This window comes from Cupriavidus sp. FW305-3-2-15-C-LB2, from assembly GCF_058787575.1.
On the sequence record NZ_JBYSZW010000023.1, the window covers coordinates 23,098 to 42,705 of the forward strand.

A 19,608-nucleotide genomic window follows, 5' to 3' on the forward strand; every position below is an offset into this window, starting at 1 on the left:
CACGCACTGAAACCGGCGTTGCTACTTCAGCGGCTGAAGTAGCTTACCCGACCACTCAATGAGCTTGAAGGTAACGCCTTGTGTGGCTTGCTTGAAGACGCCCTCGTTCTCGTCAAAGGATGCGGCGATGATGCTCTGCAAACCAGACTCACCGGCGAGTTGCTTGAGGAGTGCGTGTTGGCTATCCACTGCCATGGAATGTTGGCCCGGTTCATCGAACATGAGAACGCCCGGGTGATTCCCTTCAAAGTCCTTGGTTGCCGATGTCTGATGCAGTGCGAGGAGATACAGTCTTCATTATTTGGGCTTCAGTTGCTTCCTAGAAGGCTCCCGGTATGGATGATTATTACGCTGTCCTTGGGGTAAAAGAGGATGCGAGTGACTCAGAAATCGAGAACGCATATCGCCTTGCCGCAGCAAGGCTACATCCAACACATGCCACGGGGGGCGCGACGCGACACGAATTCGCCGAACTGGCGAGGGCGTACTGGGTCTTGATTGATGATGCTGCACGTGGCTACTACGACGCGCATCGTCACGAGCTTGCGAACAGGAGTAGTGGAAATCCACGGTTATTGGAGTCGATAGACCCACATCGATTGTTTGTCGGAAGCATGACGTGCTATGCAATAGAGCTCCTCGGGCAGGGACAAGGTCGGCAAGCGGTCCAAGACACATTGCTATCGATGCTATGTCCGGAGTTCATCGTTCGAGCTATCGTAGCGACCCTTCCCGGCAGCGCACCGAACTCCTCAATCGCGACTAACACCGCGAACAATCCACCTGTGACGGGGATAACTGGCAGCCAAGGGGGCGCTCAGGCCAAGACCTCAAGACCTTCCACGCACGGAGGGCTTTATTCAGGAGCGGTCGTAGCTACTGCGGTTGTGGGACTAATCTCACTGCCGGTAATCTTTTCCTCGCAAAAGCAGGCGGCTGGCCCTAAGGCTATTGCTAGCCAGCAGTCGTCAGCCCCATCGGTGCAGGCTGAATCGAGAAAGGCAGAGAGGCAGGAGTATCCCGCGGCGTTCTCCGCGCTGTCTGCATTTCAGCATTTTGATTTCAACACTGGTGTGGGAACTCGTAGTTCGAGCTCGTTCAAGTTACCTCCCGGAGAAGCGCTGCCAACGATGAAGTTGGGGACATTTCGAACTGAGGTTGCGCTACGGCAGCCGCTACCGGGTAATGAGCGTGTCCTCTATCTCTTCAAGTCTGTGCCAATTCAGTCGGAGAAGTACGATTGCCATGCATGTGCCGTTGTGATGTCAGCCGTCGTAACATCCAAGTCAGCCGACGGCGTCGAGAAAGTCATATCGCCGATGCAAGACCTGGGTCTAATGGGTGCTTGGGGCAAATATGACGTGTCAAGCGTCGTCTTGGTTGAGGTAGGCAAGAATAGGCCAGGCTTGGCATTTCCTTATTCTTGGATGGCCCAGGGCTACAGTGGCAGCTCGGTTGAGATTTATAGCATTGAGGAGAAAGGATTGAAAAGTCTCGGGCGCTTCGACACAAATAGAGACAGCGGTGGAAGCGCTGCGTGCCAGGAGAATAAGCTTGCCTGTGAAAAATATGAGGTTTCACTTCAATTTATAAAGGATGCAAAAAGTACCTATTACCCCGGTTGAGCTAAAGGAATCGGGTATGAAGAGAGATGCCACCGGCGATACTTTGCCGACTCATAGCAGGTACGTCGCCCGGTACAGCGGAAAGAGCTATGTAGTGACGCGTGTGGCGGAAAACGAACAGGCGGTCAATAATGATGTGGGCGCGAGTCAAGCGCGGGACGAGCCACGATGAAAGCTTTATTGGCAATGCTACTCGGGTTTTTTCTAGCGTTGCCCTTCCAGGCCAACGCTCAGATGCAAGTCACCGCCGACCGTAATCTTCAGGTATGCCTGGCTGGAAAGTATCCGTCATTGTGTAATCATGACCTTCTTACACCAGAGCAACGAATTATTGTGCAGCAAGCCGAATTGGCTGCTAACCTTCATGTGTGCCAGCAGGGAAAATTCCCAAGCCTATGTAGGCATGACCTGTTGACACCAGAACAAAGCAGGAGCGTAGCCGACGCCGAACACCGTGCGAATCTGCAAGTGTGCATGAAAGGTCGTTATCCATCGTTATGCCGCCGAGAATTGCTCTCAGCAGAGGAACGCAAAGAGGTTGCCGAAGCTGAGCATCGTGCAAACTTTCAAACATGTATCGTAGGAAAGTACCCAGCGCTCTGCAGGCATCAAGACCTCACTGTTGAAGAGGCGCAAGCCGTTCGTGCGGCAGAGCATCGGGAAAATCAAAGAATATGCGCGAGGAACGGCAATTCAACTCTTTGCCGTAAAGAATGGCTTGCAGAGGACGCGGATATGCGAGCCGGGAGCCAACATCAGGGAGCAGCCGATACAACTGCCAATATGGTGCCGCGTGTACAATCGGGAACCGCCCCTCTTGTACAAAAAGAGGCCACTCCTGCGGTTCCATCGAGCGCGGGCGCGCCGCAGACTCCGCGTGCTGCCAAGAGGATGCCCCAGAGCCCGCCGCGCTGCAATCTCTTTTGGGTTGGGGAAGTCGGACCCGACGGAAGCTATGTTAGGCTGTCCGATTACAGCAAATGGAATCCCGTCACAAACGACGACAAAGCCAGAGTGGCTGGCTGGCTTCGTGGCCAGCCGCTTGAGAAGTGCATGGGTAAGCTGACGAACAAGGAAGCAGGGCAGACTATCAACGTCCAGGAGTGAGTCAGTCACTTCCTCAGGCTGCGGCTTTGTAATCTGCTTCTGCCTGGGCCATTTGAAGGGAGGCGGCAACAACGATATCATGCAGCATTGCGCGTCTCTGCTGTATGTGATTGCGGATTTGGGCTAACTGACTCGGGCCAGCTTGCATCCGCGTCTCGAGCTGGCTCTTCAATAGCGTGTAGCGCTTGTGAAGGGCCGCTATGTCAGCAGGGTCTAAACCTTGATTGGGGTTGAAGACAAATTTTGCTTCCAGGCCACGTCGCCAGTTGAGTAAGTCGCGAGTTAGGCGGTCCCCGAAGCCTCTGATGGCTCTAACTCTGTTCCAAGAAATATCTGCTGCAGACTCGACGCCGAATGAGGTCAGTGTTGCTTTGCGCGTCGGTCCGATGCCCGGAATGTCATGGTCGGCAATGAAGAAAGTGTCCAAATACTTTCTCAGCTGCAAGTCTTTGACACCTGACTGCAGCTTCTGCTTGTCGGCAGCCATCCGACTTGACAAGTCATCATACTCTTTGCGAGCGCTATGGAGCTCACCTAGCTTTGCCTGGAATTCTTGGTCAGTGGCAACGGCGTTCCATTGCTCCAAGGCGGTCGCATAGACCTGTTTTGCGGTGTCCAATGTTGCTTTAAGGTCCTGTATTTCCTGCGAACCTGAATTGCCGAGGAAGTACAAAAATGCAGCGACCAAAAGTGCTCCAAAAAAATATTTTGGTGCGGTGACTATGCATACCAGTAGCAGGAGGACCGCGCCCCAGCGACGCACTTTCCGCCAAGTCCTGGCAGCGCGCAAGCCGGGAGGTGGCGGATTCGCCTTGACGGCATGACTCGAGGGGATGACGGGAGGTGAGACGGAGCCCGGCGACTGAACTGCACGTATGTTGGCCCACACAGTCACAATGTTGAAGGCACCGGCTCCCCCAGATGTTGACGTTGTCGAGGCGACGCCAATCCCGATGAAAAAACTAACGCCGCTTTGACTCTCCGCAGCACACCACGGACAATTAGCTAATGCGCCGAAGTACTTGTGAGCCGCTTCTTGGCGGCACGTGCGCAACTGTGCCTTGAGGCTGTCGAGGGCGCTGACCCAGTTAGCAGCAGTCGGCCGGCCGTTTGGGCCTGCGCCCTTCTCTGTGAATGCCAGTTCGAACATTGCCGCCATCGCTGGAGGAAGGATTGCGGGAGTGACAGTATTGGGCGGAGCTGACATGCCTTTACTGCTGGACGACAGCCCAAACGCAAAGCGAAACTCAGCAATCGCCTTCTCCAGTGACATGTCCCCGCGGCCACTGTATCGGCCCGAGTATGGATGTCGGCCCATCAAGAGAAGATGGAAGACTAGCAGCGCTAATCCGAAATTGTCGTGATTTTCCGTCCTACGAATACCGCGAAAGCTGGATAATCCCTGCAATTCAGGTGGTGTAAAGTGAGGGACACCGACTTCACAAAAGAATGTGGAGTTGCCGTTCGGAACCTGGAAGGAGTCGCAGTCTATAAGGCGAACGATGCTATTCTTGCTAACGAAGACAAGATTCGGGTTGACGTCACCAATCACGCATTGGTAGCTATGGACCGTCTTGAAGGCGGAAGCAATATTGCGCGCCGTATTAACTAGGAATGACCAGTCTGCATTTGGAAAGCGCTGCTTCCGATGCGCGGGGCCATATAGATGGTGAACGGGGTCAGCTTGGGCTGCCTTTGGCATGAGAAAGCCACGAACCGGACCACTTGCTGACGGATGAAGCGTAGCTAGTGGCCACGTGGCGATTTCCTTTAGTCGCTCGTCGACGCGTCCAACCATCGCTCTCAGCTTCGCCTGCTTCTCGGGAGCAATCGGCTCGTGGTAGACCTTCGCAACCAAGTGCTGGCTGATGGAGGGAACCTCATGGACCGTTCCCTCACCGCCCCTTCCTAAGACGCGCCCCAGTGCAATGCGGCGGCCGTTGCTATCAAATAGCTCCATTACTCAGTTTGTCGAGTCGCGAGGACCAGTGTTTTGTCATCGTCGGTTCGCTCGTTGACTTGAGGGCTACAGAGGAACTGTACTAGTTGCGAACTGAGGCCATCGCACTCATCCAACGTTCGGGTCCGAAGGACGCGGAACATTGGTTCGAAGAACGGATGATGTGGCAGCTTTGTCTCGAACGACAAGGCGAGACGTTGAAGTCCATCGCTGAAGAGAGCCAACTCCTTCATTTGGCAGGTCACAGAGATGCTTTGCAGGCTTGAGCAGGCATCAGCGTCAGTGACAAAGTGAGTCATGTTGGCGTAGGGGCCTGCCTCTGGCCAGAACACTACTCCTTGTACTTCACCGGTTGATACAACTATTGCGCCGTCACCTATCTGGAAGAATGTTGCTATGTCGTCGCCAATGACAGCTCCCAGCAGGGTGCATGCGTAGTCGCGGGCCGCTGCCCCGCGGGACGCAGCGACAGCAGAGATGGCGGCCTGTACATCGGTGACCCACTTGGAGGGTGTGAATTCTAAGCCCAAGCAGCTTGCATCATCGCGCACGGACGCCTCGATACTCTCCATTGCCGTGGAGCATGCAAGGTCAGACCCCTCTTCGGCGAACGCTGCACTGCCGGCACCATCTGAGACTAAGCAGACTAGATACTTCTTGCCGTCATTGCCTTCTACGACATCGACAAAGCAAGTGTCCTGACATGGCGCCCCGCTCGAGGTGTGAGAAGTGCCGACGGCCGATGCACTAACAACTTTCCACATCACACCTCCGCCCAGCCGGAAGGAGGTGCAAGCGGAACTGCTGTGCCAGGCGTCGACTGCGAGACGGACTTCATCGAGTTAGAAAGCCATTGGAACAACTCTCTGAACTTCAGGCCCTGGAGCTTTATTGGGTCGCGCACGGAAATCTGCTTGAGAGTGTCCATATTCGCCCCTTCCACGCCTACAGCAAAGAAGGCAAAGGCCTTGGAGGCCTCGCCTTCTCGTACGAGAGCTGCAGCTGCTTGCCAGTCATCCGTCGGGGCGCCATCGGTAATGAGGAACACCCAAGGCCGGTAAAAAGAAATGCCGTTAGCGCGGTACTCTTCCTTCCTCTGCCGTAGCAACTCCAATCCTTGCTTGATGGCAGCGCCCATCGGCGTGTCACCAGAAGCTTGGAGCGTCGGCGGAAAGAAGCTCGGAGCAGTATGGAAGGCACTCTCCACTCTGGCTGGGCCGAAAGAGATTACGGCGACTTCAACACGCTTCATGGCAAGCGAGTCTGTGGCGAGCTCATCCTTGAAGCCCACGAGACCAGCATTCAACTCGCTAATAGGTTTGCCGTTCATCGAGTACGAAGTGTCGAGAAGCAGCAAGCATGGACAGCGAGGCTCAGGGTTGTCAGCAAAGCTATCAGTGCCAAAGGGTACTTGACTCGAAAACACGTTTTCTTCCATAGCCGCTGCTCCCGCCCGGTTTAGTTTGCTCAAATGATACCTGAGGGAATCCGCTTGGAAGGTCACCTGTTTGGAGGGGTTGAACAATATGGGAGACGTTGTCCGACCCACGGCTTTGAGCTCAATACGCCACAAACAGTCCTCAGAGGGCTGGGGGCGGGACACCGAGTCGAATGGCTCTCAGCAACCCGTCGCACTTCGCTCGATTGCCAACGCAGCAAGCATCTGGCATCCGACCCACCGTATCGGGCGGTGTCGTATGTAGCGCACTTTTGCTAAAGTATGCCCCTACATACCAACAAGCGGGAGGGTCGCAATGCGTTCAAACTTCTACTCACTTTCTACAATCGCGCTGGTCGCTCTGCTCGCTGCGTGCTCGAAGCCGACGGAAACAGTGATTCCATCCGACATGTCGACTTGGGAAAAGGAACTGATTCCAAAGGTTCAGAAGCTATCCGACGAGGAGAAAAAGCTGCTGATGGCCTATCTCATGCGCGCAAAGATGGGGGAAGTCTTTGGCGGGAAGGGAGTGCCTCTTGGTCAAACGGTCGGCCAGGCTCTCGACGAGCAAAAGAAGTGGCAGGAGGAGCAGGAGAAGAAGGCTGCGGAAGAGCGGGCTCTCAAAGAGAAGTTGGAGAAGGAACGTGCCGCGGCTGCTGCAGCTATGACTAAGGCTGTGACGGTGACTCTTTTGAGCAAGATTGAGCGTGAGAAGGATTACCATGCTAATCGGTTCAGCGACGAGCAAGTTTTCAAAATCGGCCTGAAGAATACTTCTGACAAGGAGTTGGTGGGTATTTCGGGTTCGCTCAATTTTATTGACGTCTTCGATAAAAAAGTCGGTTCGGTAACATTCGCGATATCCGAACGTCTAAAGCCTGGTCAGGAATACACGTGGACTGGGTCCCGACGGTACAACGAGTTTCTCGATGAACATCGGGCTGTGTGGAACCTCGAAGAGGGAAAGTACACCACCCGCTTCACACCAGAAAAGCTAGTCTTCGCCGATGGTACGAAGTTGACAGCTGAACACTGAGTTTTCTGCGCGTTAGCACACCCCATGCCGTCACCCAAACGAGCCAAAAAACATCCCCAGCCCGCTGAAGAGAGTCTGGAGGACTCGTTCCATCTCTTGCTTGGTCGCCTCGTTCATGCGATTGCTAGGCTCGATTTCTATGTGGGCCTACAACTACGCTATTGGGGGCATGAGGATGATTCGAAGATGAAGGCGCTTCTGAAGCCTAAAACTGCGAGACTCAATGACCGTCTGGAGGCTTTGGAGTCTCTGCTTATCACAGCATGGGCCAATGTTGGAGCCGAGGGGAAGTTGGCGTTAGAGGCCTGGTTCAAGCGCGCCCATGATGCAAGGGCATTTCGGAACGAGTATGCCCACGGTCGCTGGGCCGTACCAGGAAAATTCCTGCAGGCTGAGTCCGGAAGGCATTGTGACGCGACGCCCTTGCTGGTTTTCGTGCCGCTGGATTGGAACATGTCGCCGGACCGTCCAGACGAGTCAATCTCCATGACACTTGAGGAGTTTGCCGCTCAGGTCAGAGAAGCCGAATTGCTTGCTCGCAAGCACTTTGAGCTAACCACGACATACGGCGGACAAGCCTACACCGGGCACAGATTGAGCGACATCTAGGCACGGAGGCATGGCTAGCTATTAGTTTATGCAGAAACTTGATACTTTCGATGTGCTGAAATTTGATGCAGATATTTTGTGTCAGTGATTGGCCTGACTGTTCGGCTATTCGTCTGTAAGTAGCTAGCGGGTGGGGCGTGAAACGAAGAGGGCCCGTAATCGTTGCTTCACGCTTCAGAATTTTGTAAATCACTTTCATAGCAAAATTCGTCAGCGAACTTTACGAGAACGTATAGGCAATCGGTTTATATTCTCTCGTGATTGATGATAGAATTCTCCTCTTCTCAGCCCACAAGAAAAACCATGCCGGGTCAGCTGTCCAAAAACCAAAGAGAGCTCTTTCAGGAGTTTGTCAGTGATAGTGACTTTGGTCGTGCGAAGGAGTCGTTCAAGCGGACCAACGATATCTTTGACATCATCAGCCCTGGGGAGACGCAGCACTCAGAGATTCTGGCGTGGCTGTTCAATCCGCGTGAGGGGCACGGTCAAGGGGATGCCATCTTCAAGGACTTCTTGACCGCGGCGTGGCGGGAGAAGACAAAAGAAGGTAGTACCACTTCGAGGTTCTTTGACAACTGGGCTCCAGCTCGGATTGGCATGACGGGGTTCCAGTCCCTGATTATTCACCGCGAATTTCCGCTGAAATCTGGCCGCTTGGACTTGTTCATGGTGGACCCGGTAAATCGGATTGTGGTTATTGTGGAGAACAAGCAGGGCGCCAGGGTGGGGGATGACCAGCTACAAAAGTATTATAAAGATGTCAATTCCCTGTTGAAAGCCCAAGGGCTAACGGGCTATCACACAGCGTTTATTGTCCTGGACAAGAAGAAGCCGTCGGCGGAGGACCTCTTCGACGAAGAAGAAATGACGGCCAGGGTGAAAGTAGGTGCGTTGGATTACTGGGCTTACATCAACTACTCATGGCTGGAGGCAGGAGCGCAACGAGCTGATGCTCAGCAGAAGAAGGGAAATCAGTCTGCCAGTCTCGTTATCTCTTACTGCAATCGTCAGAGTGGATTCGAGTCGGATGAGGAGTATGAATTTGATACGCTCATGGCGAACCTTGCCAGCCGCTACCGGGAACTCAAGGAACCGTTTAGGGAAGCACTCAACACCGATGCGATTTGCGGGGAGGCACTTAGCCTAAAGACGCATTGGAGTCAGTTCCTTGTTTTCGTGCGAAGCCACGACGAACTCATCCAGAAATTGTTGCAGGTCAGGCCGTTGGCGTTTGTGAAGGCTGAGCTTCAGTCACGGATACCAAGCAGTAGTGTGGAAATCGTGGTCGCGCGTAAAAGGCTGCGCCTGTTTGATGAGGACTGGGAACGGTTCTGGCATCAAGTGCAAGATGCCCAAGGGAATGTCTTTTGGCCTTTCCGAGTTCAGGTCCGGGACATGCTAAATAGCTCGGATGACGCCCCCAGCTACAGGGTAACATTTGAGATGCGTCGCAATTTTATCAAGCCCGAGATGTTGGAGGATGTCGAGCAAGCGTTAGGCAAGCTGTATCCTGAGGTGAGAAATCACAGTGACGCCAACCTGCGCCGTCTTGGTCAAGCTGTCAATGTCCCTCCGGAGGAGCTGGCCTTTCGCATTCACGCCATGTATGACCGCGTCGCGCAGGAACTTCGAAACATCTGACATGGACCATCAAGCCGCCGGCGGCGGCTTGGGCTATACCAGAAAAGCTTTCTGACGAGCACCTCGAACTGACGACGAGATACGGTGAACAAACTCTACACCGGCCAAACTGACTGAACGACACCTAGGCAAGGAGGCGTGCCGCTCACTCGACCTTGAAATGCTCGACGGACTGGCCCGCATTTACCGCGCGCTGAAGCCAATCAGGTAGCTGGCCGTTGCCGTCCCATATGTGGCCTTGGGCGTCTCTATAGCGCACGCGCGCTACAACTTCCGCATTGATTGACGAGGGCAGTTCTAAGAAGCATCCGGCAGCGACCAAGTCCTCAAAGGAGATGCCGTTGCGGGCCATTTGCGACTTGACCCAAAGAATTGCGTCGGCGCGCTGCCGTAGCCGCTGTATCTCCAAGCCATCCGGGAGCGCGGGGAAGGGGGATTGAGCGGTGAATCCAGGTACTGATAAGCGATTCGTCATTGAGGATTAAGAATGGACGGTGCGCCTTGAGTTGGATGTGACAGTCCATCTTAGCGGGCTTCGGGAAAGTCTGTTGAGAGATTATGCCACCCGGTCTGCAGTCAGCACGCTCGGCCCCAAGCCTGCCATCACCTCGGATAGAATTCCAGTGTGAGACCTACTGTGCCATATCTATCACACTGTTCCCAAGTGCTAACTGCGAAGATGGCGCTTCCGCTTATCCTCAATCATGACAGTAAGTTTGCCTGTAACGCTGGACCGTGACCGACTTCCTCGATTGTTTGGCGAGCTTGATGCGACGCGTGACCATCCGGAGGTTTCTGTGGACTTCGCACCACTGCGATTCTCGATGCCAACGGGAATGCTTGCTCTAGGTTCGAAGCTCCGGGAGTGGGTCGCCTACCGAAAACAGAGGAACCTCTCCTCATATGCGTTGGGAATTAGCGACGCGAGGCAAGCTCATTCGTATCTGATGCACTTGGGCTTCTTCCACTTCATCGGCTTGGAGGCAGGGTTAGATGTCGGCGAAGCTAGAGGGTCCCGTAGTTACGTACCGATTACGCGCATAGTGCGTCCAGACATCGATATTGGGCGACAAGGCCTTGAAGATTGGTACACAGCCATTGAAGCGGAAGCCCGTCGTGTTGGGGGCGTCCTTGCCGGCTCCTTTGATGACTCACAGCCGCTTAGAACTTACACGTACTCCATTCGAGAGGTCATTCGAAATGTCTTCGAGCATTCCCAGGCCGCTGAGTGCTACATTTGCGGCCAGCGTTGGAACAACGGCCAAGTTGAGATAGCGATTCTCGATGAGGGCATTGGGATAGCCCGAACTCTTGCGGAGTCACATGGGGTCGCGACGGACGCGGACGCGCTGCAGCTAGCGGTTCGTCCGGGGGTCTCCCGAACAAGCAACTACGACAGAGCGCAGAACATTTACGATAACTCGGGATTCGGCTTGTATGTCATGAGCGAATTGGCGGCAAATTTTGGCTGGTTTGCTTTGGGAAGCGGAGATTCCTTACTATTTGGATATCAGCAGCAGCGCACAGTGAGCGACGCTTCGTTTCGAGGTACTTTCTTTGGCATGAAATTTCTAAGTACCCCCGCAAATATCCGTTCCGTGCTTGATGACATCATCGCTGCCGGTGAGGAAGATGCTCAACAAGCTGGCATCCGCGTTCGTGCATCGGGCCGGAGTCGAATCGTCCAGTGATGCGCGCAACGTGACGCCCCAGTCACTACGAAAGCCGGACCGGGCAGACCGTGCTGAGTAGGTTGCCCTGAACGCTGGCTGTTGAGACCTCGCGTCCAAGCTGAGGCAATTACGAAGACCATCAGAAATTGATTTCCAAGGTCGACTTGCTCGTGCTGGCGAGTCTAGCCTCCTGATTTATAGCTCGCACTGTTGGCTTGCTGCCTCTGACTATGGGCGGTTGCTATATGGTAGATGCAGAATATCCCCATCCACGGACTCGCATTCCGGCGAACTTCCTGACTACCCGATGCTGACGACATCGCCGCCGTCTTCAAGGTCACCCCCATCACCGTTCTTCGGCGACTAAAAACAAGGCACCATATGCTGCCGCCCCCAGTTCCCCTTGGGCCCAACTTCCCACTTCGTTGGCGCCAAATGGACGTCATTAGCTGGCTTCAAGAAATGGGCCGAGTTCTCCCGGCCCTTCCTGGCTAGGCGATAGCTTGTCGTTGTGCGCAAACTCGCGGCTGCAAATGTAGCTAGCTTCGAGGTTGCCTTACGGGAGCACATTCGTAAGTGGACACTGACTTCAACTCCTTCAGTACCCACGCAATGAGTCCCACGACACCTGCTATTGATTGCGGCCAAGCGGTTCGGCCAAGCGGTCGACGAGCAGGAGGCATGTGGTCGGCAGCCGCTTGGCTCGTCTGGGTTGGAAGAACAGTCGACGTCTTCCAATTCGACATAGACAACAAGTGCAAGCTGGCGAAGTCCGTGACGGTGGAGTTACCCTCGCGTTCGGTGAACCGCGTCACACAGAAGTAAAATACTAAGGAGGTCCGATGTCGGAATCTCCATTAAGGAGCTCACGCTCCCTCCGGGATAGTTGGCGGCCACTGCAACAGGTTGCATTCTTGCTGGTCTTTACTGTCCTCAGCAGTACTGCACGAGCGCATGGTGGTGGCCTGGACGTGAACGGCTGCCACACTAATCGCAAGACCGGGGAGTATCACTGCCATCGTGAGGGGCCGGTCACTCGGGCCGGCGTTACGGACTCGGCCCGTGCTCTGTCCAGCAGCCGCCTGCGGCCTTTGGTTTCGCAGGATAAGGTTCCTTCTTGACCGACTTGCTACACCGGGCCTCGTGGGGGCACGTACACCATCACTGCGAGCGGCCGCAAAAACTACGGTGGATGCTAGTCGCTGTCGCTGAGCAGCCAAGGTACTCCTTCGAGGCAACTAACAGCTTCGTGTCCTTTGTCGCCACGTGCCAACGCCTTGCATCTGTTTGCAAACGTCATATACTCCAGTCAAGCCATCCAGGGCGCCTCGCCGTTGCCGCCATAAGCAGAACTACATCCTGGCAACAATCTACCCACCGATTACATACGCCATATCGCGTTACAACGCACGTTAGTCACTAGCGTGGCCATCCGTAGTGTTCACGCTCACTTGATAACTACGGTTCCTCCGCACGTCTACGCAACGGGGGAATATTGCTGCGCGTAATTTGCGCCGCTAACGGTGGGGATGTGAAAATTGGATTGGTAGCAACGGCAATGCTTCGCATCACGGTTGAACTGCTACCGGGCGGCCGCGAGAGCGGCCAGAAGATTCTTGCGACTGGAGACATCGCTCGTGTTGCGGGCGGCCGGTTGGGTACCTACTCAATTGTTCTTCACGAAAAGCCCTTAGGGATGAGTGCCCGCGGCGAACTCGTCAAGTATCCGCGATATGGCGAATCCGTCTGGGACCTTGTCGCCAGGTGTGCCATCGTTGCGATGACCGGTCGCGAGGAGATGCCGCCCAGACCGACGCTGCCCGACGTTCCCATTCACCACACGAGCTCTCTCCCGTACGTTCGTTTAAGTGAGATTCCTCAGCTGGCCCGTGCACTTTTTGAGCGCAATCTCCAATCCTTGACTCGTACCTTGATTGCAGGTGTGGATGAGGCGGGTGAGTGCATACGCGCGAGTGTGTGGGAGGACTTTCTTGATGGTAAACGGTAGTGTGCAGCCCATCGACACGTCCGCTGATAAGGGCCGCGTTTCAAGTGGCGCCACGCTCCAGGGGATGCGAACTGCGAACTTGCATCTTCCGCGGAACGTCGTACACTCCAGTTACGCGCCCCAGTGGCGCCCCAACCGTTGCCGCCACAAGCAGAACTACATCCTGGCAACACTATCTCCCCAACCTTGTTTGCAAACGTGCTATCCGCCGAAACAAATCGGTAGCGCGTCGCGTCGCTAGCAACAACGCTGTACCTAGACGCATGAACGGCAGGTCTAATACATCCCTTGCCCACTTGCACTAGGGGTGGTGAACCGCTGCCGCCTGCGTCCTGCTACCAAAAGGAGCGATGTGGTTTTCGCCGCGAAGCAAACAAACCGAATGCCGCATTGTTGCGGCAGGGGGTACTCATGACAATTTGGTCGGTCGCTGGCGTCGATGAGCAGCCCGATATCACGCTGCAGCGCTGGAGAGTCTATGAAACGGAACGCGGCGAACACCATTTCGTCGGCTACTGCGTGGAGAATCACTCAGGCCGCGTGAGTTCCGCAGTCGTTTCCTTTGACGTCAAGTCAAGAGCGGGCATTACACGTAGCGGACGGCGATACGTTTTGTTGGGCGAACCCGGTTTCAACCAAGATGCCTTGCATGTGTGGAGCTTCTGGTCGACACGTAATGGCGTCAGCGAGACCAAGGATGTCAGCGGTGAGTACTGGGTACAAGCGGAAGAAGGTACGTCTGGTACTCAGCGCCGGCGTCGACGATGAGCGCCTCGGCGCTTCACGTCGAGTACTACGCTCGCCTACGACGCTTTGTCGAAGTTACTGAAGTCAGGAACGAATGTTATCGGTCTTCTCCCGACGAGATGTGCTCGGGAGTCGGGCGAGGGCACCGTTGCAGGGGGTCTCTATGCCTGTATGGATTTCGAAGCCGGAGGATACGGCTGGCGATTCGATACTAAAGGAATGGCGGGTGCTGCAGACTTACAGCGGGTCCAGGCATTTTGTTGGCATATGCACTCGTACCGGCCCTTACCGTGTCAGTCCTCCTGTCATGTCGTTCAATTCGGATACGCGGACAGGCGTGACGGAAAAGGGTCTGCGTTTTGTCCTGACAGGTCCTCCAGGTCGTGAGAATGGCCTGTGGCGGCTATTTTGGCTGGTGGCGACATGGGATAACAAAGTCCCTGCCGCGAAAGACGTGACAGGCGAGTATGTGTTGGATGTAGCGCCGCCCTATCGCTGAAGTGCGTACATCTTCCTTGCCATTGAGTTTTCATGAGCGCCTATTGACAACAAGGGACGTCACAGGAGTGTTTTCACAATGTCCGTGCCGGATTCTCTGAAGGCTTTCGAACAGGCGGCGGTGCGTGGGCGCAGAAGGATGGTCAAAGAGGGAGTGCTGTTGTCCCCTCGCGCTATGTCGAGCCGTTTAAAAGTCACCCTGCAGGACTTGGACGCGGCAGTTTCGGCTCGATGCATGTTCACAGTGGACGTGGGCGACAAAAAGTACTTCCCGGCATTTTATTTGTCAGCATAGGTGGACCGTCGCAAGCTTGAAGATGTTACGAAGCTCCTCGGTGACTTGCCGGGCTGGAGCAAATTTCAGTTTCTCACAATGCCTAAAGCGTCCCTGAGTTGTCTGACACCGCTAGAAGCGCTCAGGCGCGGAATGGTCGAGGAGGTGATGGACGCGGCCGAGGCGTTCTCAGGGCCGTAGATTCTGCGGAGATGTGGCGGTGGGCTAAAAAACATCCGCCGGCCCAAAGAATGGCGGGGTCGACATCCTCGTGCTACGGAGGTGCGCGAAACCAGAGCGCTCACCCTAACATCGTGCCCTGCGTGGCGAACATCTCATTTCCATTTGGCTCCCGGCGAAGAATAAACCTTGTCGCTACGTTAACGAAAAGAGTTTTGATTCAAGCGAAGGCTTTGGTAAGAGCCATAAGTCAGTGATATTAATAGGCTCATTGGTCGGCTATCGCCTTGTGCCAGAGTGTCGTTCAGGGACCCGACATTGAACCCGTCCCTTACTGCGAACTCAAGGTGTCCAAGTGCCAATTCACGCGAAAGCCGACTATTCAGCCACGGATGACCCGATGACTGCGCCGCGCAAGTCCCGTCCCTTCAGGTCGGACCGCAACGCCATGTGTTCGTGAGGGATGAAGCCGCATCTTAGTCGCAGGATGGCGCTCCCCGAGCGACGCTCTATCGCAGCCTACGTGCTGCGGAAGTTCATGGATGAGACGAGCAACAGCACTCGGCCTGCATAGTCACCCGGTACGGGAAGTCGGGCAAGAGTATTGCGCTGCCTTGCTGAACACGACCGCGTCGTCAATGCCGCCTCTCCGGAAGCGCGGTTTGGGCAGACCAGAAGAAGCTACCGCTGATGCGTGCCGGCGTGTCGCTTTTGCGGTTAAGCCGTTGACTCTGCTTATTTCGTGACCGCCCAATAGGAGGCAGCGTTCGTCTTGCGCTGCGGGGTACCGGCGCACGGCGCTCGATATGTGGCCGGCATAACCTGCGCTGTGCTACCGTGCGCTAGTACGGTAGAGGCGGGGACGTCTTCGCTGATTCACAATAGGCGCTCGGTACCCGTTAAATGGGTATGTCCGGAATCGTGCCATGCGACGCTCATAAAGACCGAGCACAGCAACTCCATACCTTTAGCGTCTTCAGCGTCGAAGCGACGAAGTTTGGGGCTATCAACATCCCATACACCGACCAAAGAGCCGCTGGACGAGAAGAGAGGGACCACAATTTCTGATTCGGATGCTGCGTCACACGCGATGTGGCCTGGAAACGCGTGGACATCTTCAACAAGCACAGTCTCGCGCGAAAGTGCCGCCGTCCCGCAGACACCGCTTCCAAGGGCGATGCGGACACAGGCTGGCTTTCCTTGAAAGGGGCCGACAACGAGTTCGGTGCCATCAAAGAAGTAGAAACCTGCCCAGTTCAGGTCTGGTAAGCCGTGATAGACGAGTGCAGAGAAATTCGCTGCATTCGCCACTAGGTCACTTTCAGCGGCCAACAGGCCTCGAGCTTGCTCCGCCAGTTCAAGATACAGGTCCGCTTTGGTGGTCATGATGGAGAGGGTACGTGGAATCTCAATATGTCGCTGCTTGCGCAATGATGCGGTTACGTGCCGATGCTTTCAGACAACGCTGCAGAAAGGTTGTCGTTGACTTGCGCGTATGTCATGAAGCCTCGGGCTATGTCATAGCGCATCCCCTCTTCCGTCTTCAAAACCAGCGCGGGGAATGCGCTGACGCCCAGGTTTGCGACCGTCGAGTGTTCGCTCAGAACCATACTTTGGGCATCGGCAGAATTCATAGACTTCACGAAGTCGCCGAAATCAACATCAAGCTCTTCGCACACCGGTCGGTAAGCGCTGTAGTCCACAAGGTCCTTCGCTTCGACATAGTAAGCCTGCTGAATTAACGCCATGGCGCGCATCTTTGCCCCGGGCTTATAGTGCTCGAGAACTAGCATCGCACGGGCGGGTACCTCTGAGTCCATGCGCAGGTCAGACCTATGGGGAGCGGAGATGTGCTCGAGATACCTCTCACCGAACGCTTGGCCCGAATAGGCGGTCACCCGCTTGTGGATGGCTAGCGGGTCGGGAATGAATCGAAAGAAGCTCGCAATAGTCGCATTCATTCCTACCATACGTCCGTTGAGCGCTTCGAAGCGAACAGATTTACGATACTCGCTAGCAATCTGGTTGACCACTGGTGAGAATCCGTAGCACCAACAACAGTACGCGTCGGAGACGTAAAACAGAGTAGGCTTCATGGGGAAAGCTGAAGGTGCGATGGGGCGGGGAGGTACCCCATCGCGTTAAGACTATTAGACGGCTTCGACCACTAGGGTGGGCACCATCCGAATCGCGCTTGCGAAGTTCGAGAAGTTCGGGGAGGTCCTCATGACCAGCTTGTGCAGAGCTTCCACTTTCTCTTGCGGAGCATTGGTCTTGATGTGAACGGTGTACTGGACTTCCTCATAACCCGGCTTCACGTTTTCATCCAGGCCCAGGAAGCCGCGCAGGTCCAACTGGCCCTTGGTTTGGATTTCCAGCGAGTCCAGACGAATGCCCATGGCTGCGGCATTGGCAACATAGCCGACGGACATGCAGGCGTTCAGCGCGGCCATCAGGACCTCCTGAGGGTTCGGGGCGCTATTCAGGCCCAGCAGTTCGGCCGGCTCGTCGGCAGCGATTTCGAAGTGGCGACGGTGGCTTTGACCACCCAGAGCGTACTCGGTAGCAGATGCTACGGTGCGCGTCTGGCCTTGCCAGCGGGTGTGAACTGCAAACTGAACGACGCCCTTGGCGGGGTCGTTCTTGACCGATTCGGCGAACGCTTGGAGTGCAGGAACATTGATACCGTTGATGTGTTCAGTCATGTTTCAGCCTATGGGTGACTATCAAAAAAATTAGAAGGAGATGTCTTGTCAGAGATGGCGTCCGCCGTCTACCTCGAGACACGCCCCTGTGATGAACGCAGCCTCGTCGGATGCCAGGTAAAGCGCAGCACTAGCGACGTCGTAGGGCTTGGCCAAGCGGCCGAGCGGAATGCTGGCGACGTACTTCGCCCGATTCATAGGGGTGTCCGCAAGTCCCATCAGCGCCGGAAGTTGCTCCGTCTCGCCCAGAGAAGGACTGATTGCGTTCACCCGAATGCGGTCTACTGCGAGTTCTGCAGCCATTGCCCTGGTTAGAGCGATGACTGCGCCTTTCGCGCCGTTGTACCAAGTTAGTCCAGGACGAGGACGCCTTGCACCGGATGAGGCGAGGTTGAGAATCGTCCCGGCACCCTGTCTCTTGAACACTGGTACGACCGACTTCGCGGTGAGATAGATGCTCTTGCAATTGACAGCGAAAATCCTGTCGAAGAGCGATTCGGGCACGTTGAGCATCGGCTGATTCGCATGGATGGCGGTAGCCGCATTGACGAGTATGTCGATACGGCCAAACGCATCCAAGGCCGTCTTTGCGGCAAGTGCGGCTCCAGACTGCACAGCCACATCAGCACATATGAACTTGGCATCGTCGTTTCCGATTCCGAGGCTGTGAATCAACTCCTCGCCTCGTGCTTGGTCAAGGTCTGCAACCACGGGGATTGCTCCTTCGGAGGCGAAGAGTCGAGCGATGCCCTCGCCATATCCGCCGTTCCCGCCGGTTATGAGTGCGACTTTGCCTTTGAGTCGGCCGATGCTCATCATGTGCCTTTAAGCGCGGTGCAGGTTGCGGGCGGCGGCGAAGGCGAAGCCATTTGCCATCAGCGCCTTGGCCGTGGCGTTCATGGAGTCCTGCTTGTCTGTATAGTTCAGCTCCAGCAGGGCCATCTCGCCGCTCTCGACGATTTCCTTCTTCGTCTTGAAGTAGGTGTGGTTGCTGGACGGCTGGGTGCGCAGGGCTTCGACTTCCGGCTCGCCGCCTTCGTGCTTGGCCGAAACGTTCTTGACGTCGCGTGCGATATCAATCAGTTCGTCGCGGCGCAGGTACGGCTGGCAAACGATGCTCGTGTAAGCGTTCGTGATGTGATGCTCGATGCGAACGCGGTCGGTCATGCCGAGCTCGTCGCGGATACGCGCGCAGGCACGGATGGTCTCGGCATTCACCGAGTTGCTCACGTTCAGGCCGACGACAGGCGTGAAACCATCGGGGCGCGTGAACATGCGCGCAACCATCAGCATGTAGAAGAAGGCCCACGGATTGTCGACGCCAGCGAACACCGAGATTTTGAACTCGATGTCCACGCCGATGCGCGACAGCCAGTGGCCCAGCATCATCGTGCCCGGCTCCAGCGTCAGGACTTGGGTGACACCATACTCCGTGTAATAGCGCAGGAATTCGTCAATCCACTTCAGCGGATATTGGTTCGGCTGACCGACGCCCCCGAAGTAGCCCAGGATGGTATCCGGGCCGCCGAGATGCACGTTCGAGCCATCCGCGCCGCGCGTGTCCAGCGTCTCGACATAGCTCGCGCCGACAATTTCCATTGCTGCCATCATCGCCAGCAGGTCGCCGTCATCCTCAGCCGACTCAGCCATGTTGCGGACGCGGATGAAGCGGCCCGGCATGATTTGGCGTTCGGCAATTGCGCGACGTGCTTGGTTAATCAGCCACGGAAAGTACTGGCAAGCGCTGATTTCGAGCGTGACGGGGTTCTCATCCTTCAGTTGCGTGTTGGCTGCGCTTGTGCCCAACGCATCCTTCTTGAAGTCGCTGATGCTCACGAAGGCGCCATCGTCGCGCATCTTCATTAGCCAATTCAGGTCCGCCACGTAGGGAGACTTCATTTCCTTGAGGCGGTCCATCAGATTCGGCAGCTGGCGTGCCTTGGCCGCTTTGGCATTGATTTCCGCCGGCGTACCGTACTTCGCCACCAGGGACAGAAGGTCCCCAACGAGCGGGTTCGAGGCATCGCTCAGGAAGCGATTGATAGCTTGGATGTCCTCATTCTTAATCTGAATCTGCTGACGCTGTGTATCGAGCACTGTAGGTCTC

19 protein-coding genes are annotated in these 19,608 nt (G+C 55.5%); 9 read left to right on the forward strand and 10 right to left on the reverse strand.

Annotation, left to right across the window (positions count from 1 at the left end; all coding sequences use genetic code 11):
* Window positions 1-21: 21 nt before the first annotated feature.
* On the reverse strand, window positions 22-222 hold the full coding sequence (locus AC3WRR_RS17990) for a hypothetical protein (RefSeq protein ID WP_492297628.1): 201 nt from the start codon (window positions 220-222) through the stop codon (window positions 22-24).
* Window positions 223-335: 113 nt separating this feature from the next.
* Between AC3WRR_RS17990 and AC3WRR_RS17995 the strand changes: the two genes are divergently transcribed.
* Together AC3WRR_RS17995 and AC3WRR_RS18000 are read left to right on the forward strand one after the other, a co-directional pair.
* Entirely contained in the window at window positions 336-1,625 is a 1,290-nt protein-coding gene (locus AC3WRR_RS17995; protein WP_492297629.1) for a J domain-containing protein, read from the forward strand.
* 168 nt (window positions 1,626-1,793) lie between these two features.
* A complete protein-coding gene (locus AC3WRR_RS18000; RefSeq protein WP_492297631.1) occupies window positions 1,794-2,732 on the forward strand; it encodes a hypothetical protein in 939 nt (312 codons plus the stop codon).
* A gap of 13 nt (window positions 2,733-2,745) precedes the next feature.
* On the opposite strand, the gene AC3WRR_RS18005 is transcribed toward AC3WRR_RS18000, so the two are convergent.
* Genes AC3WRR_RS18005 through AC3WRR_RS18015 form a run of 3 tightly spaced genes read right to left on the reverse strand, consistent with a single transcriptional unit; the run spans window position 2,746 to window position 6,130 of the window.
* Window positions 2,746-4,692, reverse strand: coding sequence for a helix-hairpin-helix domain-containing protein (locus AC3WRR_RS18005; RefSeq protein WP_492297632.1), 1,947 nt, complete (start codon window positions 4,690-4,692; stop codon window positions 2,746-2,748).
* Window positions 4,692-5,456 (reverse strand): PP2C family serine/threonine-protein phosphatase, encoded by a 765-nt coding sequence (locus AC3WRR_RS18010; RefSeq protein ID WP_492297634.1) that lies wholly within the window; start codon window positions 5,454-5,456, stop codon window positions 4,692-4,694. Before AC3WRR_RS18010 ends, AC3WRR_RS18005 begins: the two co-directional genes overlap by 1 nt.
* Window positions 5,456-6,130: a vWA domain-containing protein gene (locus AC3WRR_RS18015; RefSeq protein WP_492297636.1), complete on the reverse strand. Its 675-nt coding sequence runs from the start codon at window positions 6,128-6,130 to the stop codon at window positions 5,456-5,458. Before AC3WRR_RS18015 ends, AC3WRR_RS18010 begins: the two co-directional genes overlap by 1 nt.
* A 316-nt stretch (window positions 6,131-6,446) precedes the next feature.
* On the opposite strand from AC3WRR_RS18015, the gene AC3WRR_RS18020 reads away from it, so the two are divergent.
* The 3 genes from AC3WRR_RS18020 to AC3WRR_RS18030 all read left to right on the forward strand — a co-directional run bounded on the left by AC3WRR_RS18020 (window position 6,447) and on the right by AC3WRR_RS18030 (window position 9,416).
* Window positions 6,447-7,166: a hypothetical protein gene (locus AC3WRR_RS18020; protein ID WP_492297638.1), complete on the forward strand. Its 720-nt coding sequence runs from the start codon at window positions 6,447-6,449 to the stop codon at window positions 7,164-7,166.
* Between the two features lie 24 nt (window positions 7,167-7,190).
* Complete coding sequence (locus AC3WRR_RS18025; protein ID WP_492297640.1) at window positions 7,191-7,775, forward strand: hypothetical protein; 585 nt, start codon at window positions 7,191-7,193, stop codon at window positions 7,773-7,775.
* A 303-nt stretch (window positions 7,776-8,078) separates the two neighbouring features.
* On the forward strand, window positions 8,079-9,416 hold the full coding sequence (locus AC3WRR_RS18030) for a PDDEXK-like family protein (protein WP_492297642.1): 1,338 nt from the start codon (window positions 8,079-8,081) through the stop codon (window positions 9,414-9,416).
* Between the two features lie 145 nt (window positions 9,417-9,561).
* Here AC3WRR_RS18030 and AC3WRR_RS18035 read toward each other — a convergent pair whose 3' ends face one another.
* Complete coding sequence (locus AC3WRR_RS18035; protein ID WP_492297644.1) at window positions 9,562-9,768, reverse strand: H-NS family nucleoid-associated regulatory protein; 207 nt, start codon at window positions 9,766-9,768, stop codon at window positions 9,562-9,564.
* Window positions 9,769-10,120: 352 nt separating this feature from the next.
* Between AC3WRR_RS18035 and AC3WRR_RS18040 the strand changes: the two genes are divergently transcribed.
* The 4 genes from AC3WRR_RS18040 to AC3WRR_RS18055 all read left to right on the forward strand — a co-directional run bounded on the left by AC3WRR_RS18040 (window position 10,121) and on the right by AC3WRR_RS18055 (window position 13,865).
* Window positions 10,121-11,107 carry an ATP-binding protein gene (locus AC3WRR_RS18040; protein ID WP_492297647.1) on the forward strand — a complete coding sequence of 329 codons (987 nt, stop codon included), beginning with the start codon at window positions 10,121-10,123 and terminating at the stop codon, window positions 11,105-11,107.
* A gap of 824 nt (window positions 11,108-11,931) precedes the next feature.
* Window positions 11,932-12,210: a YHYH domain-containing protein gene (locus AC3WRR_RS18045; protein WP_492297649.1), complete on the forward strand. Its 279-nt coding sequence runs from the start codon at window positions 11,932-11,934 to the stop codon at window positions 12,208-12,210.
* Window positions 12,211-12,647: 437 nt separating this feature from the next.
* Entirely contained in the window at window positions 12,648-13,097 is a 450-nt protein-coding gene (locus AC3WRR_RS18050; RefSeq protein WP_492297651.1) for a hypothetical protein, read from the forward strand.
* Window positions 13,098-13,508: 411 nt separating this feature from the next.
* Complete coding sequence (locus AC3WRR_RS18055) at window positions 13,509-13,865, forward strand: hypothetical protein (RefSeq protein ID WP_492297653.1); 357 nt, start codon at window positions 13,509-13,511, stop codon at window positions 13,863-13,865.
* 1,807 nt (window positions 13,866-15,672) lie between these two features.
* On the opposite strand, the gene AC3WRR_RS18060 is transcribed toward AC3WRR_RS18055, so the two are convergent.
* From AC3WRR_RS18060 to AC3WRR_RS18080, 5 genes are all read right to left on the reverse strand, one after another.
* A complete protein-coding gene (locus AC3WRR_RS18060; protein WP_492297655.1) occupies window positions 15,673-16,182 on the reverse strand; it encodes a GAF domain-containing protein in 510 nt (169 codons plus the stop codon).
* 53 nt (window positions 16,183-16,235) lie between these two features.
* The gene (locus tag AC3WRR_RS18065; protein WP_492297657.1) at window positions 16,236-16,829 is read right to left on the reverse strand and encodes a hypothetical protein; all 594 of its coding nucleotides are present in this window, start codon (window positions 16,827-16,829) and stop codon (window positions 16,236-16,238) included.
* Window positions 16,830-16,946: 117 nt separating this feature from the next.
* A complete protein-coding gene (locus AC3WRR_RS18070; protein WP_492297659.1) occupies window positions 16,947-17,501 on the reverse strand; it encodes an OsmC family protein in 555 nt (184 codons plus the stop codon).
* Window positions 17,502-17,549: 48 nt separating this feature from the next.
* Entirely contained in the window at window positions 17,550-18,320 is a 771-nt protein-coding gene (locus AC3WRR_RS18075) for a glucose 1-dehydrogenase (protein ID WP_492297661.1), read from the reverse strand.
* A gap of 6 nt (window positions 18,321-18,326) precedes the next feature.
* Window positions 18,327-19,598: a hypothetical protein gene (locus tag AC3WRR_RS18080; protein WP_492297662.1), complete on the reverse strand. Its 1,272-nt coding sequence runs from the start codon at window positions 19,596-19,598 to the stop codon at window positions 18,327-18,329.
* Window positions 19,599-19,608: the final 10 nt, after the last annotated feature.